27 protein-coding genes are annotated in these 26,949 nt (G+C 67.5%); 17 read left to right on the top strand and 10 right to left on the bottom strand.

Annotated features, from left to right (window positions below; translation table 11 throughout):
- Window positions 1-154 precede the first annotated feature (154 nt).
- The 4 genes from ACSQ9I_RS28530 (at window position 155) to hprK (ending at window position 4,392) form a co-directional block, all read left to right on the top strand.
- Window positions 155-2,266, top strand: a complete 2,112-nt coding sequence (locus tag ACSQ9I_RS28530) for an ATP-dependent helicase (RefSeq protein WP_436315372.1) — start codon at window positions 155-157, stop codon at window positions 2,264-2,266.
- 247 nt (window positions 2,267-2,513) lie between these two features.
- Window positions 2,514-2,843 (top strand): ribosome hibernation-promoting factor, HPF/YfiA family, encoded by a 330-nt coding sequence (gene hpf / locus ACSQ9I_RS28525; RefSeq protein ID WP_093109940.1) that lies wholly within the window; start codon window positions 2,514-2,516, stop codon window positions 2,841-2,843.
- A gap of 93 nt (window positions 2,844-2,936) precedes the next feature.
- Window positions 2,937-3,404, top strand: coding sequence for a PTS sugar transporter subunit IIA (locus ACSQ9I_RS28520; protein WP_093109941.1), 468 nt, complete (start codon window positions 2,937-2,939; stop codon window positions 3,402-3,404).
- Window positions 3,405-3,432: 28 nt separating this feature from the next.
- Window positions 3,433-4,392 (top strand): HPr(Ser) kinase/phosphatase, encoded by a 960-nt coding sequence (gene hprK, locus ACSQ9I_RS28515; protein WP_093109942.1) that lies wholly within the window; start codon window positions 3,433-3,435, stop codon window positions 4,390-4,392.
- Window positions 4,393-4,500: 108 nt separating this feature from the next.
- Here the strand turns inward: hprK and fur are convergent, their stop codons facing one another.
- Window positions 4,501-4,920, bottom strand: coding sequence for a ferric iron uptake transcriptional regulator (gene fur / locus ACSQ9I_RS28510; RefSeq protein WP_093109943.1), 420 nt, complete (start codon window positions 4,918-4,920; stop codon window positions 4,501-4,503).
- A 95-nt stretch (window positions 4,921-5,015) separates the two neighbouring features.
- Between fur and ACSQ9I_RS28505 the strand changes: the two genes are divergently transcribed.
- From ACSQ9I_RS28505 to gshB, 12 genes are all read left to right on the top strand, one after another.
- Entirely contained in the window at window positions 5,016-5,570 is a 555-nt protein-coding gene (locus ACSQ9I_RS28505; protein ID WP_436315371.1) for an outer membrane protein assembly factor BamE, read from the top strand.
- Window positions 5,571-5,655: 85 nt separating this feature from the next.
- Entirely contained in the window at window positions 5,656-6,456 is an 801-nt protein-coding gene (gene dapB / locus ACSQ9I_RS28500) for a 4-hydroxy-tetrahydrodipicolinate reductase (RefSeq protein WP_436315846.1), read from the top strand.
- A gap of 14 nt (window positions 6,457-6,470) precedes the next feature.
- Complete coding sequence (locus ACSQ9I_RS28495) at window positions 6,471-7,169, top strand: MotA/TolQ/ExbB proton channel family protein (protein ID WP_436315370.1); 699 nt, start codon at window positions 6,471-6,473, stop codon at window positions 7,167-7,169.
- 16 nt (window positions 7,170-7,185) lie between these two features.
- Window positions 7,186-7,647 (top strand): ExbD/TolR family protein, encoded by a 462-nt coding sequence (locus ACSQ9I_RS28490; protein WP_436315369.1) that lies wholly within the window; start codon window positions 7,186-7,188, stop codon window positions 7,645-7,647.
- A gap of 65 nt (window positions 7,648-7,712) precedes the next feature.
- A complete protein-coding gene (gene leuS / locus ACSQ9I_RS28485; RefSeq protein ID WP_436315368.1) occupies window positions 7,713-10,376 on the top strand; it encodes a leucine--tRNA ligase in 2,664 nt (887 codons plus the stop codon).
- A gap of 8 nt (window positions 10,377-10,384) precedes the next feature.
- On the top strand, window positions 10,385-10,909 hold the full coding sequence (locus tag ACSQ9I_RS28480; RefSeq protein ID WP_093109948.1) for an LPS-assembly lipoprotein LptE: 525 nt from the start codon (window positions 10,385-10,387) through the stop codon (window positions 10,907-10,909).
- Entirely contained in the window at window positions 10,909-11,970 is a 1,062-nt protein-coding gene (gene holA / locus ACSQ9I_RS28475; protein ID WP_093109949.1) for a DNA polymerase III subunit delta, read from the top strand. Before ACSQ9I_RS28480 ends, holA begins: the two co-directional genes overlap by 1 nt.
- Window positions 11,971-12,052: 82 nt before the next feature.
- Window positions 12,053-13,345, top strand: a complete 1,293-nt coding sequence (locus ACSQ9I_RS28470) for a glutamate-5-semialdehyde dehydrogenase (RefSeq protein WP_093109950.1) — start codon at window positions 12,053-12,055, stop codon at window positions 13,343-13,345.
- 104 nt (window positions 13,346-13,449) lie between these two features.
- Window positions 13,450-14,748 carry a glutamate--cysteine ligase gene (gshA, locus tag ACSQ9I_RS28465; RefSeq protein ID WP_093109951.1) on the top strand — a complete coding sequence of 433 codons (1,299 nt, stop codon included), beginning with the start codon at window positions 13,450-13,452 and terminating at the stop codon, window positions 14,746-14,748.
- 156 nt (window positions 14,749-14,904) lie between these two features.
- Entirely contained in the window at window positions 14,905-16,773 is a 1,869-nt protein-coding gene (locus tag ACSQ9I_RS28460) for a potassium transporter Kup (protein ID WP_093109952.1), read from the top strand.
- Window positions 16,774-16,789: 16 nt separating this feature from the next.
- Window positions 16,790-16,954, top strand: coding sequence for a hypothetical protein (locus ACSQ9I_RS28455; RefSeq protein ID WP_170855703.1), 165 nt, complete (start codon window positions 16,790-16,792; stop codon window positions 16,952-16,954).
- Window positions 16,954-17,895: a glutathione synthase gene (gene gshB, locus ACSQ9I_RS28450; protein WP_436315367.1), complete on the top strand. Its 942-nt coding sequence runs from the start codon at window positions 16,954-16,956 to the stop codon at window positions 17,893-17,895. The genes ACSQ9I_RS28455 and gshB overlap by 1 nt, the downstream gene beginning before the upstream one ends.
- Before the next feature lie 54 nt (window positions 17,896-17,949).
- On the opposite strand, the gene ACSQ9I_RS28445 is transcribed toward gshB, so the two are convergent.
- Together ACSQ9I_RS28445 and ACSQ9I_RS28440 are read right to left on the bottom strand one after the other, a co-directional pair.
- The gene (locus ACSQ9I_RS28445; RefSeq protein WP_436315366.1) at window positions 17,950-18,714 is read right to left on the bottom strand and encodes a class II glutamine amidotransferase; all 765 of its coding nucleotides are present in this window, start codon (window positions 18,712-18,714) and stop codon (window positions 17,950-17,952) included.
- Between the two features lie 3 nt (window positions 18,715-18,717).
- Window positions 18,718-20,169: an MFS transporter gene (locus ACSQ9I_RS28440; RefSeq protein WP_436315365.1), complete on the bottom strand. Its 1,452-nt coding sequence runs from the start codon at window positions 20,167-20,169 to the stop codon at window positions 18,718-18,720.
- Window positions 20,170-20,293: 124 nt separating this feature from the next.
- Here ACSQ9I_RS28440 and ACSQ9I_RS28435 point away from each other — a divergent pair, with 124 nt between their 5' ends.
- Window positions 20,294-21,589, top strand: a complete 1,296-nt coding sequence (locus ACSQ9I_RS28435; protein ID WP_436315364.1) for a zinc-binding metallopeptidase family protein — start codon at window positions 20,294-20,296, stop codon at window positions 21,587-21,589.
- Here the strand turns inward: ACSQ9I_RS28435 and ACSQ9I_RS28430 are convergent.
- The 7 genes from ACSQ9I_RS28430 to ACSQ9I_RS28400 form a co-directional block, all read right to left on the bottom strand.
- On the bottom strand, window positions 21,525-21,719 hold the full coding sequence (locus tag ACSQ9I_RS28430) for a cysteine-rich CWC family protein (protein WP_436315845.1): 195 nt from the start codon (window positions 21,717-21,719) through the stop codon (window positions 21,525-21,527). The two genes, ACSQ9I_RS28435 and ACSQ9I_RS28430, sit on opposite strands and share 65 nt — an antisense overlap.
- Before the next feature lie 65 nt (window positions 21,720-21,784).
- The gene (locus tag ACSQ9I_RS28425; protein WP_093109958.1) at window positions 21,785-23,041 is read right to left on the bottom strand and encodes a 6-phosphofructokinase; all 1,257 of its coding nucleotides are present in this window, start codon (window positions 23,039-23,041) and stop codon (window positions 21,785-21,787) included.
- Between the two features lie 11 nt (window positions 23,042-23,052).
- Window positions 23,053-23,442, bottom strand: a complete 390-nt coding sequence (locus ACSQ9I_RS28420) for a helix-turn-helix domain-containing protein (RefSeq protein ID WP_436315363.1) — start codon at window positions 23,440-23,442, stop codon at window positions 23,053-23,055.
- A 3-nt stretch (window positions 23,443-23,445) separates the two neighbouring features.
- Window positions 23,446-23,748, bottom strand: a complete 303-nt coding sequence (locus tag ACSQ9I_RS28415) for a type II toxin-antitoxin system HigB family toxin (protein ID WP_436315844.1) — start codon at window positions 23,746-23,748, stop codon at window positions 23,446-23,448.
- A gap of 47 nt (window positions 23,749-23,795) precedes the next feature.
- Window positions 23,796-24,959, bottom strand: coding sequence for an acyl-CoA dehydrogenase family protein (locus tag ACSQ9I_RS28410; protein ID WP_093109961.1), 1,164 nt, complete (start codon window positions 24,957-24,959; stop codon window positions 23,796-23,798).
- A complete protein-coding gene (locus ACSQ9I_RS28405; protein ID WP_436310001.1) occupies window positions 24,956-25,756 on the bottom strand; it encodes an enoyl-CoA hydratase-related protein in 801 nt (266 codons plus the stop codon). The genes ACSQ9I_RS28410 and ACSQ9I_RS28405 overlap by 4 nt, the downstream gene beginning before the upstream one ends.
- Window positions 25,756-26,934 carry an acetyl-CoA C-acetyltransferase gene (locus ACSQ9I_RS28400; protein ID WP_436315362.1) on the bottom strand — a complete coding sequence of 393 codons (1,179 nt, stop codon included), beginning with the start codon at window positions 26,932-26,934 and terminating at the stop codon, window positions 25,756-25,758. The genes ACSQ9I_RS28405 and ACSQ9I_RS28400 overlap by 1 nt, the downstream gene beginning before the upstream one ends.
- Window positions 26,935-26,949: the final 15 nt, after the last annotated feature.

Here is a 26,949-nt window from a genome sequence, read left to right as displayed (position 1 = left end):
GTCCCTGGCCAACAACGCATCACAGGGGAGTTGAAAGCTGCCGAGGCGGAACGGTTTCCATGCAAAGTCTCCGGTTGCAGCGAGGCGCGATTATGTCATCGGCCCCGGCGCTTTTCCGCTGGCATCTGGATGGACATCCAGTAAAGTCGCGGCGATGCAAAGCCTCGCGACACCCGCACCCACGAGCCAGGCCGAGCGCCTCGCGGCCGCGCTCGCCACGCTCAACGACGAGCAGCGTGCGGCGGTGGAGCACGGTGTCGGCACGGCCCTCGGCGAGGCTCCGGAAGACCAGCGGCCGCTGCTCGTGATTGCCGGCGCGGGCTCAGGCAAGACCAGCACGCTCGCGCATCGCGTGGCCCACCTGATCGCGCGCGGCGCCGATCCGCAGCGCATCCTCTTGCTGACCTTTTCGCGCCGCGCGGCGCAGGAGATGGAGCGCCGCGCGGGCCAAGTGCTGGCGCGCGTGCTCGGCCTGAAATCCGATGCGCCGCCGGCCTTGCCCTGGGCTGGCACCTTCCATGGCATCGGCGCGCGCCTGTTGCGCGAACACGCGGCGCAGATCGGCCTGCACGAGAACTTCACTATTCACGACCGCGGCGATGCCGAAGACCTGATGGGCCTGGTGCGCAACGACATCGGCCTCGCGTCCATGGAGCGGCGCTTTCCGCGCAAGGGAACCTGCCTCTCGATCTACTCGCGCGCCGTCAACAGCTGCGCGCCGCTGGCCGAGGTTCTCGCGCATGCGTTTCCGTGGTGCGCCGAATGGGGGGCCGAGCTCAAGCGCCTCTTCGGCGCTTACGTCGAAGCCAAGCAGGCGCAGCAGGTGCTCGACTATGACGACCTGCTACTGTACTGGGCCGAGATGGTGGCGGAGCCCGCGCTGGCGGCGCAGATCGGCGCGCGCTTCGACCACGTGCTGGTCGACGAGTACCAGGACACCAATCTGCTGCAGGCCGCCATCCTGCGCGCGCTCAAGCCCGACGGCCGCGGCCTCACCGTGGTCGGCGACGACGCGCAGTCGATCTACTCGTTCCGCGGCGCGACGGTGCGCAACATCCTCGACTTTCCGCAGCAGTTCACGCAGCCCGCGCGGGTGGTCACGCTGGAGCGCAACTACCGCTCGACCCAGCCCATCCTCGATGTCTCCAACGCGGTGATCGCCGCCGCTGCGGAGCGCCACGCCAAGACTCTCTGGACCGACAAGCCCTCGGCCGGACGGCCGCAGCTGGTGCTGGTGCCCGACGAAGCACAGCAGGCCCGCTTCGTGGCCGAGCGCGTGCTCGCGCACCGCGAAGGCGGTCTGGCGCTGAAATCGCAGGCCGTGCTGTTCCGCAGCTCGAGCCACAGCGCCGCGCTCGAGCTCGAGCTGGCGCGGCGCAACATCCCCTTCGTCAAGTACGGCGGCCTCAAGTTTCTCGAAGCCGCGCATGTGAAGGACCTGCTGGCGGTGCTGCGCTTCGCCCAGAATCCGCGCGGGCGCATGGCGGGCTTTCGCGTCACGCAGCTGATTCCGGGCATCGGGCCGGTCAGCTCCACGCGGCTGCTCGACGCGATGGCCGAGGCTTCAGACCCCGGTGCCGTCGTGCAGGCCTTCGTGCCGCCTGCCGCCGCGAAGGAAGAGTGGGCGCGCTTCGCGGCCATCTATGCCGAATTGCGCGCGCCCACGCTCGCCTGGCCGGCCGACATGGAGCTCGCGTTGCAGTGGTATCTGCCCCACCTCGAGCGGCTTCACGACGATGCCGGCCTCAGGCGCGGCGACGTCGAGCAGCTCGCGCGCCTGGCCTCGGGCTATGCCTCGCGGGAGCGCTTCCTGACCGAACTCACGCTCGATCCGCCCGAAGCGACGAGCGACCGCCCGGGTCCGCCGCTGCTCGACGAGGACTACCTGATTCTCTCGACCATCCACTCCGCCAAGGGGCAGGAGTGGCGCTCGGTGCACGTGCTCAATGTGGTCGACGGCTGCATCCCCGCCGACGTGGCGCAGGGCGCACAGGAGCTGGAGGAGGAGCGGCGCCTGCTCTACGTGGCGATGACCCGCGCGCGCGATCACCTGCACCTGCTGGTGCCTCAGCGCTTCTACGTCACGCAGCAGGCGGCGCGCGGCGACCGGCATCTGTACGCCGGCCGCACGCGCTTCATTTCGGCCGCCGATGCCGAGCGCTTCGACGAGCAGACCTGGCCGCCGCCGCCCGAACGCGCACCCCATGTACCGCCGCCGGCGGCCACGATCGATCTGCTGAGCCGCATGCGGGCCGCGTGGCGCTGAGCGCCGCGCGAGGTCTTTAGCACTATCAAATCGATAGCGCGCCGTGAGCGTGGGCGGGCGATGCCGGGGTTTGCCATGGAAGGGATTGCAATTCGATGACAGCATGGGCATAGTGAACCGACCTTCCCCCGTTCCTCTCCCTCCCCCTTCCTTCTTCTTTCCTTCCCCCGCGTTTCCCCATTTCGCCGGCCACGCTTCACCCTGAAGCGGGGTCTTTTTCCCCAACCGTCAATCCAGGAGGTCATTCATGAATTTGACGATCAGCGGTCATCACCTCGACGTCACCCCCGCCTTGCGCAGCTACGTTACGAGCAAGCTGGACCGAATCACCCGCCATTTCGACCAGGTGGTCGATGTGAAGGTGATCCTCACGGTGGAAAAGCAAAAGGAAAAGGAACGCCGGCAACGCGCCGAATGCAATATTCACGTCAAGGGCAATGACATGTTCGCGGAATCGAGCCACGCTGATCTCTACGCCGCGGTCGACGAGCTGGTGGACAAGCTCGATCGGCAGGTGGTCCGTCACAAAGACCGCCTGCAGGACCACCATCACGAGGCGCCGAAGCGCGTGATGTAGTACCTCTCCGGGCAAATACTCTTGCGGGCCGCCTCAGGGCGGCCCTTTGCTTTTTGCGGAGCAGGTGCATAATCGCCCCCGCCCCGCCCCAACATGAACCGACTCGCGTCCATCCTGCCGCCCGCTCAAGTCCTCGTGAGCGTTGACGCCACCAGCAAGAAACGTGCTTTTGAAGAAGCGGGCTTGCTGTTTGAAAACCTGCACGGCCTGGGCCGTGCCCTCATCACCGACAGCCTGTTCGCCCGCGAGCGCCTGGGTTCCACCGGCCTCGGCCACGGCGTGGCCATCCCTCACGGGCGCATCAAGGGCCTCAAGTCGCCGATGGCCGCGGTGTTCCAGCTCGCGAATCCGATCGGTTTCGACGCGCCGGACGAGCAGCCGGTGGTGCTGCTGATCTTCCTGCTGGTGCCCGAAGCGGCCACCCAGAAACACCTTGAAATACTTTCGGAGATCGCGGAGCTGCTCAGCGATGCCGGCCTGCGCGAGCAGATCAAGTCGAGCTCCGACGCCGCCGCGCTCCACGCCCTGATCGCAGGATGGCAGTCCGCCCAGGTGGCCTGAAGCGCATCCGCATGAGACAGTCTGGCGCATGAAGCCGACCGTCATCAGTGCCGACGCGATGTTCGAGGAGTTCCGCGGCTCGCTCCGGTGGGAGTGGCTGGCGGGGCTGGGCGCCTCGGAGCGCCAGTTCGACCCCGGCGTCATCAGCCGCGCCCAGTCGGCCGCCGACCTGGTGGGCTACCTCAACTACATCCATCCTTATCGCGTGCAGATTCTCGGTGCGCGCGAGGTCGCCTACCTGACGCGCGGCACGCCCGACGATTGCGTGCGGCGGATCGCCCGCATCGTCACGCTGGAGCCGCCCATGCTGGTGCTGGCCGACGGCCAGCCGGCGCCCGACGAACTCCTGTCGATCTGCGAGCGGGCGCAACTGCCCCTGTTCGCCACGCGGGAATCCTCGGCCTTCGTGATCGACCTGCTGCGCGCCTACCTCTCCAAGCACTTCGCCGAGCGCACCTCGATGCACGGCGTGTTCATGGACATCCTGGGCCTGGGGGTGATGATCACCGGCGAGTCGGGACTCGGAAAGAGCGAGCTCGGCCTGGAGCTGATCTCGCGCGGCAACGGCCTGGTGGCCGACGACGCGGTCGACCTCTACCGCATCAACCAGACCACGCTGGAAGGGCGCTGCCCCGAGCTGCTGCAGAACCTGCTCGAGGTGCGCGGCATCGGCCTGCTGGACATCCGCGCGATCTTCGGCGAGACGGCGGTGCGCCGGAAGATGCGCCTCAAGCTGATCGTGCACCTGGTACGGCGCGACAGCTTCGAACGCGACTACGAGCGCATGCCTTCGGCGCCGCTGACCCAGGACGTGCTGGGCATTCCGGTGCGCAAGGTGATCATCCAGGTGGTGGCCGGGCGCAACATCGCGGTGCTGGTGGAAGCGGCGGTGCGCAATTCGATCCTGCAGCTGCGCGGCATCGATACCTACGCCGATTTCGTCGCCCGCCACCACAAGGCCATGGAAGGCGCCCGCGAGGACGATTAGCCCCCCGGCTTTTCACTTCGCTTCGCTGCGCTGCGTGTAACTCCACCCCCCCAAGGGGGAGGCGCGGCCCGCCTTGGGGCGGCCCGGCGGCGGCCACCGTCTTTCAGTTCAGCGCTTGCTGGCGCAGTCGCCGCACAGGCCGTAGAGCGACATCGCGTGGTCCTGCAAGATCCACTTCTTGTCGGTCGCGATCATCTGCTGGCGGCGTTCGATCTCGGGGTCGTAGAACTCCTCGACCTTGCCGCAGGAGGTGCACACCAGGTGGTCGTGGTGCTTGCCCTCGTTGAGTTCGTAGACCGCCTTGCCGCTCTCGAAATGGCTGCGCTCGAGAATGCCGGCCTGCTCGAACTGCGTCAGCACGCGGTAGACCGTGGCCAGGCCGATGTCGGAGTGCTCGTTGAGCAGCACCCGAAACACGTCTTCCGCCGTCATGTGGCGCTGGCCGCCGTTCTGGAAGATTTCGAGAATCTTGAGGCGCGGCAGCGTGGCCTTGAGGCCGGTGTTCTTCAGTTCGTCGATGTTGCCCATGATGGTTCCTGCGCCGGCTGTGCGAGAGGGGCACGCCGGGGGGCAGCCGCTACAATGGCCCGATCATATCGCTACCCCTCTTTGCCCTTTTGCCCATGCCTGACATTCCACAACGCCGCCTCTGGCTGCTCGTCGGCGCCGTCGCTGGGAGCCTCTGCCTCGGCGCTTGCAGCAGCGTCACCGAGCGCTCGCGCAATGCGCTGCATGCCATCACTCCCTACAAGGTCGACGTGGTCCAGGGCAATTTCGTGTCGAAGGAGCAGGTCGAGCTGCTCAAGCCCGGCATGTCGCGCCAGCAGGTGCGCGAAGTCCTCGGCACCTCCCTGCTGAACGACGTCTTCCATTCCAATCGCTGGGATTACGTGTTCACGATCCGGCGCCAGGGCGTCGAGCCCCAGCAACGCCGGCTGACGGTGTTCTTCAATGGCGAAGTGCTCGAACGCTTCGAAGGCGACCCGATGCCCAGCGAGGAAGAATTCGTCGCCGCGCTCGACACCCGCAAGCGCAGCGGCAAGGTGCCGGCCCTGGAAGCCTCGGAAGACCAGCTCAAGAAATTCGATCCGGCCAAGGACAAGAAGGCGGACGGCGAGTCCGCCGCCTCCCTGCCTCCGCTGCCGCCGAGCTATCCCCCGCTCGAAGCATCGCGCTAGCGCGCGCCGGCCGCGCCGGCCGGCTTTCTTCCAGGCTTCAAGGCTGAAACGCGTGACTGATTCTTCCTCTCCCTCCATTCCCCCGCTGCGCCGCATCGCGATCGCCGGCGCTTCCGGGCGCATGGGGCACATGCTGATCGAGGCCGTGCGCGAGGCGCAGGACTGCCGCCTCGCCGGCGCGCTCGATGTCGCCGGCAGTCCCGCGATCGGCAGCGATGCGGCTGCCTTTCTCGGCTTCACGAGCGGCGTCCCGATCGTGGCCGACCTGCGCACCGGCCTCCAGGACGCCCAGGTGCTGATCGACTTCACGCGGCCCGAAGGCACGCTGGCGCATCTGGCCGTGTGCCGCGAGCTCGGCGTGCAGGCCGTGATCGGCACCACCGGCTTCAGCGACGCGCAGAAGGCCGAGATCGCCGCGGCGGCGAAAGACATCGCGATCGTGATGGCGCCCAACATGAGCGTCGGCGTCAACGTCACGTTCAAACTGCTCGAAATGGCGGCCAAGGCGCTCGCTACCGGCTACGACATCGAGATCATCGAGGCGCACCATCGCCACAAGGTCGACGCACCCTCGGGCACCGCGCTCAAGATGGGTGAGGTGATTGCCGATGCGCTGGGCCGCGACCTCAAGGAATGCGCTGTCTATGCGCGCGAGGGCGTCACCGGCGAGCGCGACCCGTCCACCATCGGCTTCGCGACCATCCGCGGCGGCGACATCGTGGGCGACCACACGGTGCTGTTCGCCGGCACCGGCGAGCGCATCGAGATCACGCACAAATCGGCCAGCCGCGCGACCTATGCGCAGGGCAGCCTGCGTGCGGTGCGCTTCCTGGCCGGGCAGCAGAGCGGCCTGTTCGACATGTTCGACGTCCTCGGCCTGCGTTAGGGCCCGCCCTCGGCATGAGTGTTCTGGAGCTGCTCACCCACGGCGACGGCGTCAGCCGTTCCGTGGCCGTGCTGCTGCTCCTGATGTCGGTCTCCAGCTGGGTCGTGATCCTCTGGAAGGCCTGGCTGCTGCGCGGCGGCACGCGCGACGTGGTGCGCAGCATCGCGGCCTTCTGGCAGTCGCCGTCGCTCGGCGACGCCGAGCAGAAGCTCAGGGCCTTCGACCGCGCGGCCCTGGTCTGGCCGGCCGTGAGCGCGGTCAGGAGCCTGGCCGCCAAGTCCGATGCCGCCACGCTCGGCGGCGCGGTCGACCGCGCCCAGCGCCTCACGCGCGCCCTGCGCGACGCCTTGCATGCCGCGCTGCGGCGCCTGCAGGCCGGGCAGATCCTGCTCGCTACGGTCGGCGCCACGGCACCCTTCGTCGGGCTGCTCGGCACGGTCTGGGGCATCTACGGCGCGCTCGTGGGCATTGCCGGGGAATCCGGCGGATTCACCATCGACAAGGTGGCCGGCCCGGTTGGCGAGGCGCTGATCATGACCGCCTTCGGCCTCGCGGTCGCGATTCCGGCCGTGCTCGCCTATAACGTGTTCGGCCGCGTGGTCAGCCGAATCGAGGCCGAGCTGGAAGGCTTCGCCCACGACCTGCTCGGCGCGCTCGGCGACGAGCCGCAGCGCGAAGCGCCGCTGCCGCCCGCGCGGCCGATGCCGGTCTGAGAAGGGCGCAGAACCCATGGCCTTCGGTCGCACCTCGCTCGGCAGCACCGCCACCGGCGGGCGGGCGATCGGCGCCGGCGGGCAGCGGCCGCTGTCGGACATCAACGTCACGCCGCTGGTGGACGTGATGCTGGTGCTGCTGGTGATCTTCATCATCACCGCCCCGTTGATGGCCAGCTCGATCAAGCTCGACCTGCCGCGCAGCGACGCCGGCCAGCCCGCCGACACGCCCAAGTTCGTGAGTCTCGCGGTGGATGCGCAGGGCAAGGTCTTCCTCAACGACCAGGCCGTGAGTGTCGAGGAGCTCGCGGCCGGCCTCGAGAAGGCCGCCGCCGCCAACCGCGACACCGAGGTCCAGCTGCGCGCCGACCAGACCGTGCCCTACGGCAAGGTGGTCGAGTTGATGGGCATCGCGAACAAGGCGGGGCTGAGCCGCATCGGCTTCGTGACCGAAGCGCCAGCCACCAGGAAGCCTTGAGCTTCCTCACCCGCGATAATCCGCATTCCCCGGCCGCCTGATGCCGGGCTGTTGCCCCAAGCCCAATGAACCCCAGCTACAAACCCAGCGACGTCGAGTCCGCTGCCCAGGCCGCCTGGACGGCGGCCGATGCCTACCGCGTGACCGAGGACGCGCGCAAGAAGAAGTACTACGCCTGCTCGATGCTGCCGTATCCCAGCGGCAAGCTGCACATGGGCCACGTGCGCAACTACACGATCAACGACATGCTCACGCGCTACCTGCGCATGAGCGGCTACAACGTGCTGATGCCGATGGGCTGGGACGCCTTCGGCCTGCCGGCCGAGAACGCGGCGCTCAAGAACGGCGTGCCGCCGGCCCAATGGACCTACGAGAACATCGGCTACATGAAGAGCCAGCTCCAGGCCATGGGGCTGGCGATCGACTGGAGCCGCGAGATCGCCACCTGCGACCCCAGCTATTACAAGTGGAACCAGTGGCTGTTCCTGAAGATGCTCGAAAAAGGCATCGCTTACCGCAAGACCCAGCTCGTCAACTGGGACCCGGTCGACCAGACCGTGCTGGCCAACGAGCAGGTGATCGACGGCAAGGGCTGGCGCACCGGTGCCACGGTGGAGCGGCGCGAGATCCCGGGCTACTACCTCAAGATCAGCGACTACGCCGAAGAACTGCTCGAGCACACCCAGCACAAGCTGCCGGGCTGGCCCGAGCGCGTGAAGCTGATGCAGGAGAACTGGATCGGCAAGAGCGAGGGCGTGCGCTTCGCCTTCCTGCACGACATCAAGGACGATCACGGCAAGCTGATCCAGAGCGGCCTCATGTACGTCTTCACGACGCGTGCCGACACCATCATGGGCGTGACCTTCTGCGCCGTGGCGCCCGAGCACCCGCTGGCCGTGCATGCCGCGACGAAAGACCCGAAAGTCGCCGCCTTCATCGAGGAATGCAAGAGCGGGGGCACCACCGAGGCCGAGCTCGCGACGCAGGAAAAGAAGGGCGTGCCCACCGGCCTCCACGTGCGGCACCCGATCACCGACGAGCCGATTCCGGTGTGGGTCGGCAACTACGTGCTGATCGGCTACGGCGACGGCGCCGTGATGGGCGTGCCCGCGCACGACGAGCGCGACTTCGCCTTCGCCAACAAGTACGGCATCGAGATCATCCAGGTCGTATTGGTCGACGACGAGCCGCACTTCGACTACCACCGCTGGCAGGACTGGTATGCCGACAAGCAGCGCGGCGTGACCATCAACTCCGACAACTTCAGCGGCATGTCCTACGCCGAGGCGGTCAAGGCGGTGGCGCACGCGCTGGGCCAGAAGGGCCTGGGCGAGATGCAGACCACCTGGCGCCTGCGCGACTGGGGCGTGAGCCGCCAGCGCTACTGGGGCACGCCGATCCCGATCATCCACTGCGAGGAGCACGGCGCGGTGCCGGTGCCCGAGAAGGACCTGCCGGTCGTGCTGCCCACCGAGTGCGTGCCCGACGGCTCGGGCAACCCGCTGGCCAAGCACGAAGGCTTCCACGCCGGCGTGGCCTGCCCGGTCTGCGGCAAGCCGGCGCGGCGCGAGACCGACACGATGGACACCTTCGTCGACAGCGCCTGGTACTTCATGCGCTACTGCGACCCGAAGAACGACCAGGCCATGGTGGCCGAAGGCGCCGACTACTGGATGCCGATGGACCAGTACATCGGCGGCATCGAGCACGCGATCCTGCACCTGCTCTACGCGCGCTTCTGGACCAAGGTGATGCGCGACCTCGGTCTGGTGAAGATCGACGAGCCCTTCAGCAAGCTGCTCACGCAGGGCATGGTGCTCAACCACATCTTCTACCGGCGCACCGAGAAGGGGGCCAAGGAGTACTTCCCGCCTTCCGAGGTGACGCCCGTGCTCGATGCGCAGGGGCGCACCACCGGCGGCACCCTGGCCGACGGTATGAAGCTCGAATACGGCGGCGTCGGCAAGATGGGCAAGACCGAGCGCAACGGCGTCGACCCGCAGGACCTGATCGAGAAGTACGGCGCCGACACCGCGCGCCTCTACACCATGTTCACCGCGCCGCCCGAGGCCACGCTGGAGTGGAACGATGCGGCTGTGGAAGGCAGCTACCGTTTCCTGCGCCGGGTCTGGAACTTCGGGGTGGCGCTCGAAGCGGCGACCGTCAGCGCCGCGGAGAGCGCGGAGATCGAGATCGACGCTATCGACCCGCGCTCGGCCTTCGGCAAGGAGGCCAAGGCGCTGCGCCGCGAGGTCCATACCGTGCTGCGCCAGATCGACTACGACTACCAGCGCATGCAATACAACACCGTGGTGTCGGGCGCGATGAAGCTCCTGAACGCGCTGGAGGGCTTCAAGTCCGACGGCAGCATGGGCGACAGGGCGGCCGTGCGCGAAGGCTTCGGCATCCTGATGCGCTGCCTCTACCCGGCCACGCCGCACATCACGCACGCACTGTGGCATCAGCTGGGCTACGACAAGTTGCACGGCCCGCTGCTCGACGCGCCCTGGCCAGTGGTCGACGTGGTCGCGCTGGAGCAGGACGAGATCGAGCTCATGCTGCAAGTCAACGGCAAGCTGCGCGGCTCGCTGCGCGTGCCGGCCAATGCCTCGAAGCAGGAGATCGAGAAGATCGCGCTCGCGAGCGAGGTGCTGGCCAAGCATGCCGAGGGCGCCGTGCCCAAGCGCGTGGTCGTGGTGCCCGGGCGGCTGGTCAACGTGGTGGTATGAAGGAAAGCATGAATACACGCACCCGGTCTCAGCGCCTCCTGCCGCGTCGCGGCTTTCTCGCCCTTGCCGCGGCGGCCTCGCTTGGGGTCGCGGGCTGCGGCTTCGAGCTGCGCCGTGCGCCGATCTTCGCGTTCAAGACGCTGGCGGTGCCGGGCAGCTCGGCTTTCGTGAACGATCTTCGGCGCCAGATCCGCGCCGCCGGCACCGTCGAGCTGATTCCGGCCGACAAGCTCGACACGGCCGAAGCGGTGCTCGACATCCTTGCCGAAAACCGCGAGCGCATCGTGCTCTCCACCAATTCAGCCGGCCAGGTGCGCGAGCTCCAGCTGCGCCTGACGATGCGCTTCAGGCTGCGCACGCCGGGCGGCAAGGAACTGCTGCCACCGACCGAGATCCAGCAGCAGCGTGACATCACCTACAACGAAACCGCGGCGCTGGCGAAGGAAAGCGAAGCGGAGCTGCTGTTCCGCGACATGCAGAGCGACATCGCCCAGCAGACGATGCGGCGGCTGGGCGCGGTGAAGAGCCTCTGATGCAGCTCGGCCCCGCGCAGCTGGAAGCCCATCTGCAGAAGGGCATCAAGCCGCTCTACACCATCCACGGCGACGAGCCGCTGCTCGCGCAGGAGGCGGCTGACGCGATCCGCGCAGCGGCACGAACGCAGGGCTACACCGAGCGCAGCTCGTACACCGTGGCCGGCGCGCATTTCGACTGGAGCGCGGTGCTCGCCGCGGGCGGGTCGCTGAGCCTGTTCGCCGACCGGCAGATCGTCGAGATCCGCATCCCCTCGGGCAAGCCGGGCAAGGACGGCAGCGTCGCGCTGCAGCAGATCGCCGAGGCCGCGCAGGGCAACGACAGCACCCTCACGCTGGTGATGCTGCCGCGCCTGGACAAGGCCACGCGCACCGGCGCCTGGTTCTCGGCGCTGGAGAACAACGGCATCAGCCTGCAGATCGAGAGCATCGAGCGCGCCGCGCTGCCGCAGTGGATCGCGCAGCGGCTCGCGCAGCAGGGCCAGCGCGTGAGAGGCGGCGAGGAAGGCCAGCGCACGCTGCAGTTCTTCGCCGACCGCGTGGAAGGCAACCTGCTCGCCGCGCACCAGGAAATCCAGAAGCTCGCGCTGCTGCATCCCGAGGGCGAGCTGTCGTGGGAGCAGGTCGAAGGCGCAGTCAACAACGTCGCGCGCTACGACGTGTTCAAGCTCTCCGAAGCCGTGCTCGGCGGCAATCCGCAGCGCGTCGCGCGCATGCTTGACGGCCTGCAGGCCGAAGGCGAGGCCGAGGTGCTGGTGCACTACACGCTGGCCGAGGACATCCGGGCGCTGAAGCGCGTCAAGGACGCGATGGCCGCCGGCCGGCCGCTGCCCATGGCGCTGCGCGAGAACCGCATCTGGGGCCCGCGCGAGCGCGCCTTCGAGCGCGTGCTGCCGCGGCTGGACGATCGTGCGCTGGCCCGCATGCTGCGCGCCGCGCACATCGTGGACGGCATCGTCAAGGGCCTGAAGCAGCCCGACTGGCCGGCCGGCGGCTGGCAGGCGCTGCAGCGGCTGGCGCTGATGCTGTGCCGGGCCTGCGCGGCGCCGGCCCGGGGCTGAGCGCGCGATCGTTCCTCTTTCGCGAACCCCGCGTTTCCACGCATTGCCGCCCTGCCCGCAGCCCGCGTGGGAAAATGCGCGGATGAACGCGTTCAACGTCAACGAACACATGCAGACCCTGGGGCTGCAGGCCAAGGCGGCCGCCGCCCTCATGGCCAAGGCCTCCGCGGCCACCAAGAACAAGGCGCTCAAGGCGCTGGCACGGCGCCTGCGCGAGAGGGCGGAGGGCCTGGCCCCGGCCAATGCGCGCGACATCGAGCGCGCTGTCGCGGCCGGTCTCTCGGCCCCGATGGTCGACCGCCTCAAGCTCACGCCGAAGGTCATCGAGACCGTGGCGCTGGGCTGCGAACAGCTCGCCGCGATGCCCGACGTGATCGGCGAAGTCATCGGCATGAAGCAGCAGCCCAGCGGCATCCGCGTCGGCCAGATGCGGGTGCCGATCGGCGTCTTCGGCATGATCTACGAGAGCCGGCCCAACGTGACCATCGAGGCCGCGAGCCTCGCGATCAAGAGCGGCAACGCGGCGATCCTGCGCGGCGGCTCGGAGGCGATCGAGTCGAACAAGGCGCTCGCGCTGCTGGTGTCGGAGGCGCTGGCCGAGGCGGGCCTGCCGGTCGAGGCGGTGCAGCTGGTGCAGACCACCGACCGCGAGGCGGTGGGGCAGCTGATCGCGATGCCCGAGTTCGTCGACGTGGTTATCCCGCGAGGCGGCAAGGGCCTGATCGAGCGCATCAGCCGCGAGGCCAAGGTGCCGGTCATCAAGCACCTGGACGGCAACTGCCACGTCTTCGTGGACGACACGGCCGAGCTCGACATGGCGGTCAAGATCGTCGACAACGCCAAGACGCAGAAGTACAGCCCCTGCAATGCGGCCGAGGGCCTGCTGGTGGCGGCCTCGATGGCCGAGAGCTTCCTGCCGGAGATCGGCGCGATCTTCGCGGCCAAGGGGGTGGAGATGCGCTGCGACCCCGCAGCGGCGCGCATCCTGCGCGCCGACGGTGCGCTCCCGCCGGGCGCCCGGGTGGTGGACGCGGTCGAGTCCGACTGGTCTGAGGAGTACCTGGCCGCCGTCATCAGCATCAAGGTGGTCGCGGGCGTGGACGAAGCCATCGCGCACATCAACCGCTATTCGAGCCACCACACCGACGCCATCGTCACGCGCGACCACATGCACGCCCAGCGCTTCCTGCGCGAGGTCGACTCGGCCAGCGTGATGGTGAACGCGAGCACGCGCTTTGCCGACGGCTTCGAGTTCGGGCTCGGGGCCGAGATCGGCATCAGCACCGACAAGTTCCATGCGCGCGGGCCGGTCGGCATCGAGGGGCTCACCTCGCTCAAGTACGTGGTGCTGGGCCAGGGCGAAGTGCGGAGCTGAAGGTGGCGCGGATCGGGGCAGCGCTTGTCATCTGCCCCAGCGCCCCCAAATCCTACAATTCCACTCCACCTTTCGTCGCAGAACACGCATAACAAGGCCGTCGCATGGTTCCCCATCTCGTCACCGCCCTGACCGGCCCCATCAACGAACTCGAACAACGCGTTCTCGACTCCATGCCGGCCATCGAGCGCTGGTTCCGGCTCGAATGGATGGAGCACACGCCGCCCTTCTACAGCTCGGTCGACATCCGCAATGCCGGCTTCAAGCTGGCGCCGGTCGACACCACCCTCTACCCTGGCGGCTGGAACAACCTGACCGATGACATGCTGCCGCTGGCGGTGCAGGCCGCGCAGGCCGCGATCGAGAAGATCTGCCCCGAAGCGCGCAACCTGCTGGTGATCCCGGAAAACAATGCGCGCAGCACCTTCTACCTGGCCAACGTGGCCCGGCTGGTGCGGATTTTTCATATGGCGGGGCTCAATGTGCGCGTGGGCTCGATCGATCCGGCGATCAAGTCGCCCAAGAAGATCGAGTTGCCGAACGGCGAGACCGTGTGCCTGGAGCCCGTGGTGCGCGGCAAGCGGCGCCTGGGGCTCAAGCATTTCGACCCCTGCACCATCCTGCTCAACAACGACCTCGCGGCCGGCACGCCCGGCATCCTGGAAGACCTGCACGAGCAGTACCTGCTGCCGCCGCTGCATGCCGGCTGGTCGGTACGCCGCAAGAGCAACCACTTCCACAGCTACGAGGAAGTTTCCAAGCGCTTCGGCAAGCTGTTGGGCATCGACCCCTGGCTGATCAACCCGATGTACGCGCGCGCCGGCGGCGTCGATGTCGCCGAGGGCCAGGGGATGGACGTGCTGACCAGCCACGTGGACGCGCTGCTCACCAAGATCCGGCGCAAGTACAAGGAATACGGCATCAACGAGAAGCCCTTCGTGGTCGTCAAGGCCGACAACGGCGCCCATGGCATGGGTGTCATGACGGTGCGCGACGTCAAGGATCTCGAGGCCCTCGGCCGCAGGCCGCGCAACAACAAGACCGGCACCGCCAGCGAAGCCCAGGAGCCTGGCGAGGTGATCGTGCAGGAGGGCGTGCTGACCAACGAGCGCGTGCACAACGGCGTCGCCGAGCCGGTGGTCTACATGATGGACCGCTATGTGGTCGGCGGCTTCTACCGGGTGCATGCCGAGCGCAGCCCCGACGAGAACCTCAACCTGCCGGGTGCGAGCTTCGTGCCCTTGGCATTTTCGGAGAGTGCGCACTTACCGCAACCGGGTGCCAAACCCGGCGCGAGCGCCCCGAACCGCTTCTACATGTACGGCGTGATCGGACGGCTGGCCATGGTGGCGGCCAGCTACGAGCTCGAGGCGACCGATCCGGACGCCGAAATCTACGAATGATTTCGTAGTACGTGTTGCCAGGCCTTCCGGCGGCGGCAAAATAGCGACCCCACAGCAACGCAAACAAGAGGGCGGAAGGCGACGCGGCGGCTGCACCCAGCTGCCCAGGCGCCCGGGCGTGCAGCGTCGCGCCGGACACCCTTTTTCATCGACTCCGTGTCCCCCACCAAATCCTCCTCTGCCGCGCTGATCCTTGCGGCCATCGGTGTCGTCTACGGCGACATCGGCACCAGCGTTCTGTATGCGGTCAAGGAGGTGTTCGGCCACGGCCACGTTCCCTTCACGGTCGAGAACGTCTACGGCATCCTGTCGATGTTCTTCTGGACCTTGACGGTGATCGTCTCGCTCAAGTACGTGGTGCTGGTCCTGCGGGCCGACAACGAGGGCGAGGGCGGCCTGGTCGCGATGCTGGCACTGGCCTCGCAGGCGGTGGTCGACAAGCCCCGCCTGCGCCACGTGCTGCTGATGGTCGGCATCTTCGGCACCTCGCTCTTCTACGGCGACGGCGTCATCACGCCGGCCATCTCGGTGCTGTCGGCGGTCGAGGGCCTGGAGGTGGTGTCGCCGCACTTCAAGCACTACGTGATCCCGATCACGCTGGTCGTGCTGTTCTGCCTGTTCGCGCTCCAGAAGCACGGCACCACGGGCATCGGCCGCTACTTCGGCCCGATCACGCTGGTCTGGTTCTTCGCGATCGCGCTGCTGGGCGTGTGGCAGATCCTCGCCCATCCTGAAATCCTCAAGGCCATGAGCCCGCACTACGCGCTGCGCTTCATGTGGGACAACCCCGGCACCAGCTTCATCATCCTGGGTGCGACCGTGCTGTGCGTGACCGGTGCCGAGGCGCTCTACGCCGACCTCGGCCACTTCGGCAAGCGGCCGATCCGCGTCGCCTGGTTCTCGGTCGTGATGCCGGCGCTCACGCTCAACTACTTCGGCCAGGGCGCGCTGCTGCTGGAGAACCCATCGGCGGTGAAGAATCCCTTCTACATGATGGCGCCCGAATGGGCCCTGATACCGCTGGTGCTGCTCGCCACCGCCGCCACGGTGATCGCGTCGCAGGCGCTCATCACCGGCGCCTTCAGCGTCACGCGGCAGGTGATCCAGCTCGGCTACCTGCCGCGCCTGAACATCGAGCACACCAGCGTGCGCACCGCGGGGCAGATCTACATTCCCTTCGTCAACTGGGGGCTGTTCGTCGCGATCGTGCTGGCGGTGGTCATGTTCCGCTCGTCGAGCAACCTGGCCGCGGCCTACGGCATCGCCGTGACCACCGACATGCTGATCACCACGGTGCTGACTTTCTTCGTGATCCGCTATGCCTGGAAGTACCCGTTGTGGCTGTGCATCGCCGCGACCGGCTGGTTCTTCGTGGTCGACTTCCTGTTTTTCGCCTCCAACCTGTTGAAGCTGTTCGAAGGCGGCTGGTTCCCGCTCCTGATCGGCGGGTCCATCTTCATGCTGATGCTGACCTGGAAGGAAGGCCGGCGCCTCATGGGCCAGATGCAGCTGGCCGAAGCCATCGACCTGCGCGGTTTCCTCGATTCGGTGTTCGTCAATCCGCCGGCGCGCGTCGACGGCACCGCGGTGTTCATGACCGCGGAGCCGGGCGTGGTGCCCAATGCGCTGCTGCACAACCTCAAGCACAACAAGGTGATGCACGAGCAGAACCTGTTCGTCACCGTGCGCAGCCACGAAGTGCCGTGGATTCCGATGGACAAGCGCATCGAGATGGAGCCGCTCGGGCATCACTGCTGGCAGGTGGTGGTGCACTACGGCTTCAAGAATGACGTCGACCTGCCGCGCGCGCTGGAGCATGCCCGGCTGCGCGGCTGCCAGCTCGAGCCCATGACGACCAGCTACTTTCTCTCGCGCGACGTGGTGATCCCCACGCTCGGCAGCGGCATGGCGCCCTGGCGCGAGAAGCTCTTCGCGCAGATGCACCACAACGCGAGCGGGGCGGCGGGCTTCCTCGGGCTGCCGAACAACGCGGTGGTCGAGCTCGGCTCGAAGATCGAGATCTAGGGCGTCGAGGCCGTCGATGCGATTCTTCAAGGACCTGAGCCTCTCGGCCATCCAGCAGCTCGGCTGCGGCAAACCCTTCGCCGGCAAGGACATCGCAGCTGCCTGCAAGATCAAGCAAGACGCACGGGCCGCTTCTGCCGAAGCCGCCCCTTCCTCATCGATCGCCGGAAAGACATCCTGATGCACATCCTTTTCATCGCTGACCCGCTCGAGCAGTTCAAGATCTACAAGGACACCACCTTCTCGATGATGCGAGAGGCGCAGCGCCGCGGCTACACGCTCTCGGCCTGCGAGCCGCGGCACCTGAACTGGCAGCGCGGCCGGCCGGTCACCGCCAGGGTGCGCGAGATCGTGCTGACCGGCGAGCAGGCATGGTTCCACGAAGAGGCCGTGATCGAACGCCCGCTGCACGCCTTCGACGTGGTGCTGATGCGCAAGGACCCGCCCTTCGACGCCGAGTACATCTACGCCACTCACCTGCTCGAACAGGGCGAGCGCGAAGGCGCGCGCGTCGTCAACCGGCCGCGCGCGCTGCGCGACCATCCCGAGAAGCTCGCGATCATGGAGTTCGCCGAGTACACGACGCCCACGCTGGTCACGCGCGATCCGGCCGCGGTGCGCGCCTTCCATGCCGAGCACCAGGACGTCATCCTGAAGCCGCTCGACGGCATGGGCGGCATGGGCATCTTCCGCGTCAAGGCCGACGGGCTGAACCTCGGCTCGATCGTCGAGACGCTCAACAAGAACGGCGCCGAAACCATCATGGTGCAGCGCTTCGTGCCCGAGATCGCGCAGGGCGACAAGCGCATCCTCGTGATCGGCGGCCAGGCCGTGCCGCACAGCCTGGCGCGCATTCCGCAGGGCACCGAGGTGCGCGGCAACCTCGCGGCCGGCGGCAAGGGCGTGGCGCAGCCGCTGACCGACCAGGACCGGCGCATCGCCGAAGCGATCGGACCGGTGCTCAACGAACGCGGGCTGCTCCTGATCGGGCTCGACGTGATCGGCGGCTCGCTCACCGAGATCAACGTGACCAGTCCGACCTGCTTCCAGGAAATCACCGAGCAGACCGGCTTCGACGTGCCGGCGATGTTCATCGATGCGTTGGAGGCGTACCTCCGCTAGCGCCTGGCCCGGCGCGCGCACCGCCTCGGCGAAGCCCGTGCGCGGCGCCCGAATTCAGCCGGCGCGCTGGCCGTCGACGAACACCGCGAGCTCGTTGGGCGCGAAGGCGGTCCAGGTCTCGTTGGTGGTCAGGGGCGCCGTCACCACCACCGCCACCCGGTCGTTCGGTGTGGTGTGCTGCGCAAAGTCGATGCTGAGGTCTTCGTCCGACAGCTCGGCCGTCACGAAAGGATGGCGCCGCTCGATGTACCAGAGGTTCGTCGAGGCGTGCGACCACAGCGCCTGCCCGTTCGAGAGCATGAAGTTGAAGGTGCCGTGGCGCGCGAAGCGCGGCGCCAGCTCGCGCAGCGTGAGCGTCAGTTCCTCGACGCTCGGCACGTCGGCATGCGACTTGGCCATCTCCTGCATGATCCAGCAGAAGGCGTGCTCGCTGTCGGTATTGCCCACGGGATGAAAGTTGCCGTGCAGCCTCGGCCTGAAGTCCTTCAGGTCGCCGTTGTGCGCGAACACCCAGTAGCGGCCCCACAGCTCGCGCACGAAGGGGTGGCAGTTCTGCAGGTTCACCGCGCCCTGCGTGGCCTTGCGGATGTGCGCGATGACGTTGCGGCTCTGGATCGGGTAGCGCCGGATCAGCTCGGCCACCGGCGACTCGCAGGCCGGCTGGTGGTCGACGAAATGCCTGAGGCCGCGGTCCTCGAAGAAGGCGATGCCCCAGCCGTCGGCATGGTGGTCGGTGCGCCCGCCGCGCTGCGCGAAGCCCGTGAAGCTGAATGTCACGTCGGTCGGCGTGTTGCAGTTCATTCCGAGCAGTTGGCACATGGGTCAATTAGAGCGCTTTTCGCGCAACTGCCAGGCCGCGCAGATCGCCAGCGCGCAGAGGCCGGCCAGCATCGCGAACACCTCGTCGAAGGCCGCCAACCGCGCCGGGCTGGTGGCCGTGTTGACCAGCGAATCGCCATGCACGGCCAGCCGCCATTCGAGCACGATCGCGCACAGGCTCACGCCGGCCGCACCGCCCAGCATGCGCAGGAAGTTGATTGCGCTCGCGCCCTGAGGAATCAGCGGCTTGGCCAGCGGGCGCATCGAGCCCAGGTTGAGCGAGGGCAGGATGAAGCCCAGCCCGACGCGGCCGATGATCGCGAAGGCCACCAGCAGCCAGAGCGCGCTGTCGAGCCGCAGCAACAGCATCAGCGCGAAGGAGACGGCCAGGAGCGCGAGCCCGGTGCACACCAGGAGCCAGGTCGGGTGCCGGTCCGCGAGCCGGCCGACGCCGGCAATGGTGAAGGCGAGCACGATGCCGGCCGGCAGCAGGATGGTGCCGACGTGCGAGGCCGAAAGCTGCAACCCGACCTGCATGTAGACCGGCAGCAGGTAGGTCGAGCCGAACAGCGCCGTGCCGTAGATGAAGGCGACCACGCTGCCCATCGCGAACTGCCGGTACTGGAACAGCGCCAGGTTCATCAGCGGCGTGCCGCCCGCGGCCGCGAGCCGCCGCTGCCAGCCCACGAAGGCGCCGAAGGCCACGACCGCGCCGACGAGCAGCGCCGCGGCCTGCAGCGGCGCGTCGCCGCGCAGTTCGACCAGCCCGTTCAGCAGGCACAAGGTGCCGGCGGTGCCCAGCGCGAGGCCGCCCCAGTCGAGCCCGCCGCTGCGCGCCGCCACCACGCCGCCGGGCGCCGTGGTCGGCACGAACTTGTAGGCCAGCCAGATCGAGGCGATGCAGAAAGGCACCACCATGAAGAAGATCGAGCGCCAGCCGAACAGGTCGACCAGCACGCCGCCGATGCTGGGGCCGATGGCCGGCGCCAGCACCACGCCCATGCCGAAGATGCCGGTTGCGCGGCCCTGCTCGTGGGGCTCGAAGGCGCGCAGGATGATGATGGCCGGGATCGGCTGCACCACGCCGGCCGCCAGGCCCTCGGCGACCCGCGCGATCAGCACCAGCGGGAAGTGGTTGGCCAGCCCGCCCGCGACGCCGCCGGCCAGCAGCAGCACCATGGTGCCGACATAGGTGCGGCGGTAGCCGTAGCGCGCGAGCAGCCAGGGCGTGGTCAACATCGACACCGTCATCGCGACCATGAAGCCCGAGCTGACCCACTGCGCGCGCTCCTGGCCCAGCGCGAAGTGGTGGCTCATGCCCGGGATCGCCACGTTGACGATGGTCGAGGACATGATCGATGCCATCACGCCCACCATCACGGAAAAGAGCAGCAGCCAGCGGTAGCGGGGCCCGTAGCGGCTGCTGAGGGATTGCGGCGGGAGCGTCGAGGTCATCGGGGGAGGCAGCCTGTTCGGGCCGTCCTACAAGGATATCGGGGTTTGCGCGCCGGTCCTGGCGCAGGGGCAGCCTTCACAATGGTCCGGCTGTCCCGCCCGAAATCCAAAAGAACACAGAGCCATGGAATCCCCCACCCCCGACGACAGCGGCCCCGCCGTCGAAGCCGAAGCCGCGCCCTCGCTCGCGGCCGAGCTCCAGGCGCCCACCGTCACCCGTGCCTACCAGTGCCAGTGCGGCCGCCCCGTGTTCCTGCGCAACAGCCAGTGCCTGGCCTGCCATACGCCGCTCGGCTTCGTGATCGAAAGCCTGGGCGTGGTGCCGCTCGCGCCCGCAACGTTTGAAGGCGCCGAGCCCGACACCTTCACCGTCTTCGGCGATGCCGGGGGCAAGACCTACCGCCGCTGCGCCAACCTGATGACCCCGGCCGCCTGCAACTGGATGGTGCCCGCGCCGCGCGAAGGTGACGACCCGGCCTTCCACACCGATGGCCTGGTGCCCGGCCTGTGTCTGTCATGCAGCGTCACGCGCACCATCCCCGACCTGTCGATCGAGAGCAATGGCGAACTGTGGCGCAAGCTCGAACTCTCCAAGCGCCGGCTGATCTCGCAACTGCTGGCGCTGGGCCTGCCGGTCGTCACGCGGCTGACCGATCCGGTGCACGGCCTGGCCTTCGACTTCCTGAGCAACATGCCGGGCGGCCCGCATGTGATGACCGGCCACGAGATGGGCCTGATCACGCTCAACGCCGAAGAGGCCGAGGACGCAGTGCGCGAGCGCATCCGCGCCGAGATGCGCGAACCCTACCGCACGCTGGTCGGCCATTTCCGCCACGAGATCGGCCACTACTACTGGGACCTGCTGGTCTTCCCGACGCCGTGGCTCGACAGTTTTCGCGAGCTCTTCGGCGACGAGCGGGCCGACTACGCGACGGCGCTGCGCAACCACTACGACAACGGCCCGCCGCCTGACTGGGCGAACCGCTACGCCACGAGCTATGCAAGCGCGCATCCGTGGGAAGACTGGGCCGAAACCTGGGCCCATTACCTGCACATGGCCGACACGGCGGACACGGCGAAGAGCTTCGGCGTCGATGCGCAGAACGTCGAAGTCACCAGCGACCTGTTCGAGCTCTCGGATCTCTGGCAGCCCGAACATCCCGGAGCGGCGAATTTCCTCGACTTCCTCAACGGCTGGGTGCGCCTCACCAATGTGCTCAACGAGCTGTCGCGCAGCATGGGCCAGCCCGACTACTACCCCTTCGTGCTGCCGCACGTGGCCGTAGGCAAGCTGCAGTTCATCCACGAGGTGATCGCCGAAGAGCGGGAGCGCGGCCAGCAGCCGCCAGCGCCCGTCAATCCTGAACCGCCGGCGCAGGAGCAGGATCCGCAGCAGTCGCAGCAACAGCGGCTGCAGTAGCGCAGCGCGCGCAGATGCAGGCAAGGCCGCGCATCTCTGCAGGGACGCGCGCGAGCACGGCGCGGTCGAAGTCGGTTTGCATGCACCAGCAAGGCGGCTGCACTTGGCCGGTCTCGCGCTCGATCTCCATCGCGCAGCGGTTCGCCTCGCCGCACAGCGGGCAACGCGAAGGATCGGGCCGTGCAGCTGCGGCGTTCATTTGGCGATCTCGAAGGCCGGCAGCTTCTTCGCGACCACGTGGTTCTGCAGCGTCACGTAGACCGGCAGCCCGTCGCGGTAGGCCGGATAGTCCTCGCCCTGGATCAGCGGCAGCAGGTAGCTGCGGCACTTGTCGGTGATGCCGTAGCCGTCGGCCGAGATGAAGTCGCGCGGCATGAACTTCTCGGTGTTGGCCACCTGGTCGAGCGGCGCGCTGCCGATGCGGTAGGCATAGGGCGAGTCGGAGGTCCGATCGATGGTCGGCATCACCGAGTTCTTGCCTTCGAGTGCCAGCTCGACCGCGCGCTGCCCGAGCTCATAGGCCTGCCGCGCGTCGGTGGCCGAGGCGATGTGGCGCGCCGAGCGCTGCAGATAGTCGGCCACCGCCCAGTGGAATTTGTAGTCCAGCGCCTCCTTGACCATCTGCGCCACCACAGGCGCCGCGCCGCCGAGCTGCGCATGGCCGAAGGCATCCTTGGTGCCCTGCTCGGCGAGGAAGGTGCCGTCGGGATGGTGGCAACCTTCCGACACCACCACCGTGCAATAGCCATGGTGCTTGACCAGCGCATCGACGCGCGCCAGGAAGGCCGGCTGGTCGAAGGGAATCTCGGGGAACAGGATCACGACCGGAATGCCGTGGTCCGCCGCCAGGCCGCCGGCCGCCGCGATCCAGCCCGCGTGGCGGCCCATCACCTCGAGCACGAACACCTTGGTGGAGGTGGCGGCCATCGAGCGCACGTCCAGCGAGGCTTCGAGCGTGGACACCGCGACGTACTTGGCGACCGAGCCGAAGCCCGGGCAGCAGTCGGTGAGCGGCAGGTCGTTGTCGATGGTCTTCGGCACATGGATCGCCTGCAGCGGGTAGCCGAGCGAAGCGGACAGCTGGCTCACCTTGAAGCAGGTGTCGGCCGAATCGCCGCCGCCGTTGTAGAAGAAGTAGCCGATGCCGTGCGCCTTGAAGACCTCGATCAAGCGCTCGTACTCGCGCCGGTTCTTTTCCAGCGACTTGAGCTTGTAGCGGCAGGAACCGAAGGCGCCCGCGGGCGTGGAGCGCAGCGCCGCGATCGCCTCGGCCGACTCCAGGCTGGTATCGATCAGCTCCTCGGCGAGCGCGCCGAGAATGCCGTTGCGTCCGGCGTAGACGGTGCCGATTCGATCGGCGTGCCGGCGCGCCGTTTCGATCACGCCGCAGGCCGAGGCGTTGATGACCGAGGTGACGCCGCCGGACTGGGCGTAGAAGGCATTGGTGGGCATGACGCGGGCTCCTATGCGGCAAGCGAGAACTTGACGTCGTTTTCGGTTTGGATCAATACCTCAGCTGGAATGCCGAGCCCCTTGTGGATTCGACGAATCATCCTCAAGGTCAAGGGACGTTTGTGATTGAGGACTTCGTACACGCGATTCAACTGCCCGATGAAAGGCTCAAGATCCTTCGCCGAGAGGCCCTGCTGCTCCATTCGGAACTTGATCGCCTCGATCGCGTCCGGCGGGTCGATCGGGTGATTTTTCGATTCATAGCTCTGGATCAATGCCAGCAACACTTCGAAGCGATCGGCGTCCTCCGTGCCCGGCGCCGGCTCCTGATCGAAGTACGGCGACACCGCCTTCAGTGTGGCCTTGTAATCAGCTTCGGTTCGGATGGGTCGGATGTCCATGGACTACTCCACTTCAATAGTTTGGGCATCGATTCGGTCATATTCCGAATGCGTGCCGATGAATTTGACGTAAACGGCCTCGCATCTGTAAGCGATGGCAGCGATAAGGCGGTAGTCATTGCCCTTGATGTTGAAAACGACCCGGTTGCTTCCAATAAAGCGAGCACTGCGATAGCGGTCCTTGATGCCCTGCCGTGTCTTCCAAACTGCCGCCTTGGCCTCTTCATGCCAAGCCTTCAACGGCTGTTCCGAGGCGGGGTGGCGCACCCAAAAGTCCCTCAAGTACTTCACCGAAATGATCCGCATCGCGGTCAAGCTTAGTCCCAAATTGGGACTAAAACAAGCGCTTCCCCTCAGCGCCCCGGCAACCCCATCGCCCGCGTGATCACCTCTTTCATGATCTCGTTGGTGCCGCCGTAGATGCGCTGCACTCGCGCATCGGCGTAGGCGCGCGTCACCGGGTACTCCCACATGTAGCCATAGCCGCCGTGCAGTTGCACGCACTCGTCCATCACCTTGCACTGCAGGTCGGTGGTCCAGTACTTGGCCATGCTCGCGGTCGCGGTGTCGAGTTTTTCCTGCATCAGGAGCTCGATGCACTTGTCGACGAAGACCTGCGCTACCTGCACCTCGGTCTGCAGCTCGGCCAGCGTGTAGCGCGTGTTCTGATACGCCGCCACGGGTTGGCCGAAGACCTTGCGCTCCTTCACATAGGCCACGGTGTGCTCGATCGCGGCCTGCGCAGCGGCCACCGCGCTGATCGCGATCTGCAGCCGCTCCCACGGCAGCTGCTCCATCAGGCAGACGAAGCCGCGGTTCTCCTGCGCCGCGCCGCCGAGCAGCGCCTCGGCCGGCAGGCGCACGTCGTTGAAGAACAGTTCCGAGGTGTCCTGCGCCTTCAGGCCCAGCTTCTTGAGACGCTGGCCCTTTTCGAAGCCAGCCATGCCGCGCTCCACCAGGAACAGGCTGGTGCCCTTGGCGCCGCCTGCGGGGTCGGTCTTGGCGACCACGATCACGAGGTCCGCATGCCAGCCGTTGGTGATGAAGGTCTTGCTGCCGTTCATCAGGTAGCTGCCGTCGGGCTGCTGGATGGCGGTGGTGCGCACGGCCTGCAGGTCGCTGCCGGCGGCCGGCTCGCTCATCGCAATGGCGCCGATCATCTCGCCGCTCGCGAGCTTCGGCAGGTAGTTCTTCTTCTGTGCCTCGGTGCCGTAGCGCAGGATGTAGGGCGCCACGATCTCGCTGTGCAGCCCGAAGCCGATGCCGGTGAAGCCGCGCGCCCAGAGCTCCTCGAACTGGATCACCGAATAGAGCAGGTCGGCGCCCGCACCGCCGTATTCGTCGGGCAGCGCCATGCAGAGAAAGCCGTTCGCGCCGGCCTTGTTCCAGACCTCGCGCGCGACGTAGCCCTGCTCTTCCCAGGCCTCGTGGAAAGGCGCGATCTCCCTGTCCATGAAGCGGCGGAAGCTGTCGCGGAAGGCTTCGTGGTCGGGGCCGAAGAGGGTGCGTTCGATCATGACTCGCGGCCCGGAAAGGTGGGTGCACGTTTCTGCAGGAAGGCGCTCACGCCCTCGCCGAATTCGGGCCGGTTCAGGAGCTCGCGCTGGCGTTCGCTTTCGTAGCGCAGCTGCTCCGGCAGCGTATGCCGCGCCGAGGCCTCGAAGGCCTTGCGCGCTTCGAGCACCGCATGCGCGGGCAGGCGCGCCAGGCGCTCGGCGATCTGCTGCGCTTCGAGCAGCAGCAGATCGTCGTCGACGCAGGCCCAGATGAGGCCCCACTGCGCCGCGCGTTCCGCCGGCAGCCGCTCGTCGAGCAGGCTCATGCCCATCGCGTGCGCCGGGCCCACGAGGCGCGGGATGAACCAGGTGCAGCCCAGGTCGGGCACGATGCCCAGCTTGGGCAGGAAGGAGAGGTAGAAGTAGGCGCTCTTCGCCGCGAGGGTCACATCGCCCGCGAGCGCGAGGCCGACCCCGGCGCCCGCCGCGGCGCCGTTGACCGCGCACACCACCGGCACCGGCAGCGCGCGCATCTCCTCGATCAGCGGGTTGCTGACCGATTGCATCCATTTCGCCGTCTGGTCGCCGAGCGTCTCGCCGGCTTCGGGCGCGCGCATCGCGCTCAGGTCCGCGCCCACGCAGAAGGCCTTGCCGGCGCCGGTGAGCACGACGGCGCGCACGCTGCGGTCCTCGCGCACGCGGGCGAAGGCCCCACGCAGTTCGTGCTGAAGGTCGAGCGCGATCGGATTGAGTTTGTGTGGAAGGTTCAGCGTCAGCGTCGCTACGCTGTTTTCAAGATCCCAGAGGACGGTCGACATCAGAGTCTTTCGATGATCGTCACGTTGGCCATCCCGCCGCCCTCGCACATGGTCTGCAGCCCATAGCGCTTGCCGCGCTGCCCGAGCGCATGGATCAGCGTGGTCATGAGCTTGGTGCCCGATGCGCCCAGCGGGTGGCCGAGCGCGATCGCGCCCCCGTTCACGTTGAGCTTGGCCGGGTCGGCGCCCAGGGCCTGCAGCCAGGCCAGCGGCACCGGCGCGAAGGCCTCGTTGACTTCGTAGAGATCGATGTCCTCGATCTTCATGCCGGCTTTCTGCAACGCCCGCGCGGTCGCGGGAACCGGCGCCTCCAGCATGATCACCGGGTCGTGCCCCAGCACGCTCATGTGATGGATGCGCGCCAGGGGCTTCACGCCCAGCGATTTCAGGCCGCGCTCGTTGACCACCAGGACGCCGCTCGCGCCGTCGCAGAGCTGGCTGGCGGTGGCGGCGGTGCATCGGCCGCCCTCGGCGATCAGCTTGACGCCGGCGATGCCTTCCAGCGTGGCATCGAAGCGGATGCCTTCGTCGATCGTGTGCATCTCGCCCGAGGCCGAGCCGTCGGCCAGCCGGATCTCGACGGCCAGGATCTCGTCCTTGAACAGGCCTTCGCGCGTCGCGGCAATGGCGCGCTTGTGGCTCTCCAGCGCATAGCGGTCGAGCGCATCCTTATCGATCCCGTACTTCTTCGCGATCATCTCCGCGCCGACGAACTGGCTGAACTCCACGCCCGGGTAGCGCCGCTGCATCCCGGGGCTGGCGTAGGTCCCGAGCCCCGCCTTGGCCGGCAGCGCATTGGGCGTGAACATCGGCACGCGCGTCATGCTCTCGACGCCGCCCGCGATCACCGCATCCATGCTGCCCGCCATCACGGCCTGCGCCGCAAAGTGCAGCGCCTGCTGCGAGGAGCCGCATTGGCGGTCGACCGAGGTGCCCGGCACCGATTCGGGCAGCTTCGAGGCCAGCACCGCATTGCGCGCCACATTGCTCGCCTGCTCGCCGACCTGGCTCACGCAGCCGAGGATCACGTCCTCCACCGCGGCCGGGTCGATGCCGCTTTTCGCCACCAGCGCGTCGAGCACCTGCGCCGCCAGATCCGCCGGATGCCAGCCCGCGAGCTTGCCGCCGCGGCGGCCGCCTGCGGTGCGCGCGGCGGCCACGATGTATGCCTCTGCCATGTGAATTCCTTAGAA

This window comes from Variovorax sp. LjRoot84 (genome assembly GCF_964254305.1).
GTDB lineage: Bacteria > Pseudomonadota > Gammaproteobacteria > Burkholderiales > Burkholderiaceae_C > Variovorax.
The sequence above is the reverse complement of the archived record's forward strand: the minus strand, read 5'-3'. Positions and strand labels throughout refer to the sequence as shown.

Coding starts and splice junctions, on each gene's coding strand:
- leuS (WP_436315368.1), top strand. CDS start 7,713: ATGAACCCCAGCTACAAACCCAGCGACGTCGAGTCCGCTGCCCAGGCC.
- holA (WP_093109949.1), top strand. CDS start 10,909: ATGCAGCTCGGCCCCGCGCAGCTGGAAGCCCATCTGCAGAAGGGCATC.
- ACSQ9I_RS28495 (WP_436315370.1), top strand. CDS start 6,471: ATGAGTGTTCTGGAGCTGCTCACCCACGGCGACGGCGTCAGCCGTTCC.
- ACSQ9I_RS28505 (WP_436315371.1), top strand. CDS start 5,016: ATGCCTGACATTCCACAACGCCGCCTCTGGCTGCTCGTCGGCGCCGTC.
- ACSQ9I_RS28405 (WP_436310001.1), bottom strand. CDS start 25,756: ATGTCGACCGTCCTCTGGGATCTTGAAAACAGCGTAGCGACGCTGACG.
- gshB (WP_436315367.1), top strand. CDS start 16,954: ATGCACATCCTTTTCATCGCTGACCCGCTCGAGCAGTTCAAGATCTAC.
- ACSQ9I_RS28445 (WP_436315366.1), bottom strand. CDS start 18,714: ATGTGCCAACTGCTCGGAATGAACTGCAACACGCCGACCGACGTGACA.
- ACSQ9I_RS28480 (WP_093109948.1), top strand. CDS start 10,385: ATGAATACACGCACCCGGTCTCAGCGCCTCCTGCCGCGTCGCGGCTTT.
- ACSQ9I_RS28415 (WP_436315844.1), bottom strand. CDS start 23,748: ATGCGGATCATTTCGGTGAAGTACTTGAGGGACTTTTGGGTGCGCCAC.
- ACSQ9I_RS28440 (WP_436315365.1), bottom strand. CDS start 20,169: ATGACCTCGACGCTCCCGCCGCAATCCCTCAGCAGCCGCTACGGGCCC.
- gshA (WP_093109951.1), top strand. CDS start 13,450: ATGGTTCCCCATCTCGTCACCGCCCTGACCGGCCCCATCAACGAACTC.
- ACSQ9I_RS28410 (WP_093109961.1), bottom strand. CDS start 24,959: ATGATCGAACGCACCCTCTTCGGCCCCGACCACGAAGCCTTCCGCGAC.
- fur (WP_093109943.1), bottom strand. CDS start 4,920: ATGGGCAACATCGACGAACTGAAGAACACCGGCCTCAAGGCCACGCTG.
- ACSQ9I_RS28425 (WP_093109958.1), bottom strand. CDS start 23,041: ATGCCCACCAATGCCTTCTACGCCCAGTCCGGCGGCGTCACCTCGGTC.
- ACSQ9I_RS28530 (WP_436315372.1), top strand. CDS start 155: ATGCAAAGCCTCGCGACACCCGCACCCACGAGCCAGGCCGAGCGCCTC.
- ACSQ9I_RS28435 (WP_436315364.1), top strand. CDS start 20,294: ATGGAATCCCCCACCCCCGACGACAGCGGCCCCGCCGTCGAAGCCGAA.
- ACSQ9I_RS28420 (WP_436315363.1), bottom strand. CDS start 23,442: ATGGACATCCGACCCATCCGAACCGAAGCTGATTACAAGGCCACACTG.
- hpf (WP_093109940.1), top strand. CDS start 2,514: ATGAATTTGACGATCAGCGGTCATCACCTCGACGTCACCCCCGCCTTG.
- ACSQ9I_RS28520 (WP_093109941.1), top strand. CDS start 2,937: ATGAACCGACTCGCGTCCATCCTGCCGCCCGCTCAAGTCCTCGTGAGC.
- ACSQ9I_RS28455 (WP_170855703.1), top strand. CDS start 16,790: ATGCGATTCTTCAAGGACCTGAGCCTCTCGGCCATCCAGCAGCTCGGC.
- hprK (WP_093109942.1), top strand. CDS start 3,433: ATGAAGCCGACCGTCATCAGTGCCGACGCGATGTTCGAGGAGTTCCGC.
- ACSQ9I_RS28490 (WP_436315369.1), top strand. CDS start 7,186: ATGGCCTTCGGTCGCACCTCGCTCGGCAGCACCGCCACCGGCGGGCGG.
- ACSQ9I_RS28400 (WP_436315362.1), bottom strand. CDS start 26,934: ATGGCAGAGGCATACATCGTGGCCGCCGCGCGCACCGCAGGCGGCCGC.
- ACSQ9I_RS28430 (WP_436315845.1), bottom strand. CDS start 21,719: ATGGAGATCGAGCGCGAGACCGGCCAAGTGCAGCCGCCTTGCTGGTGC.
- ACSQ9I_RS28470 (WP_093109950.1), top strand. CDS start 12,053: ATGAACGCGTTCAACGTCAACGAACACATGCAGACCCTGGGGCTGCAG.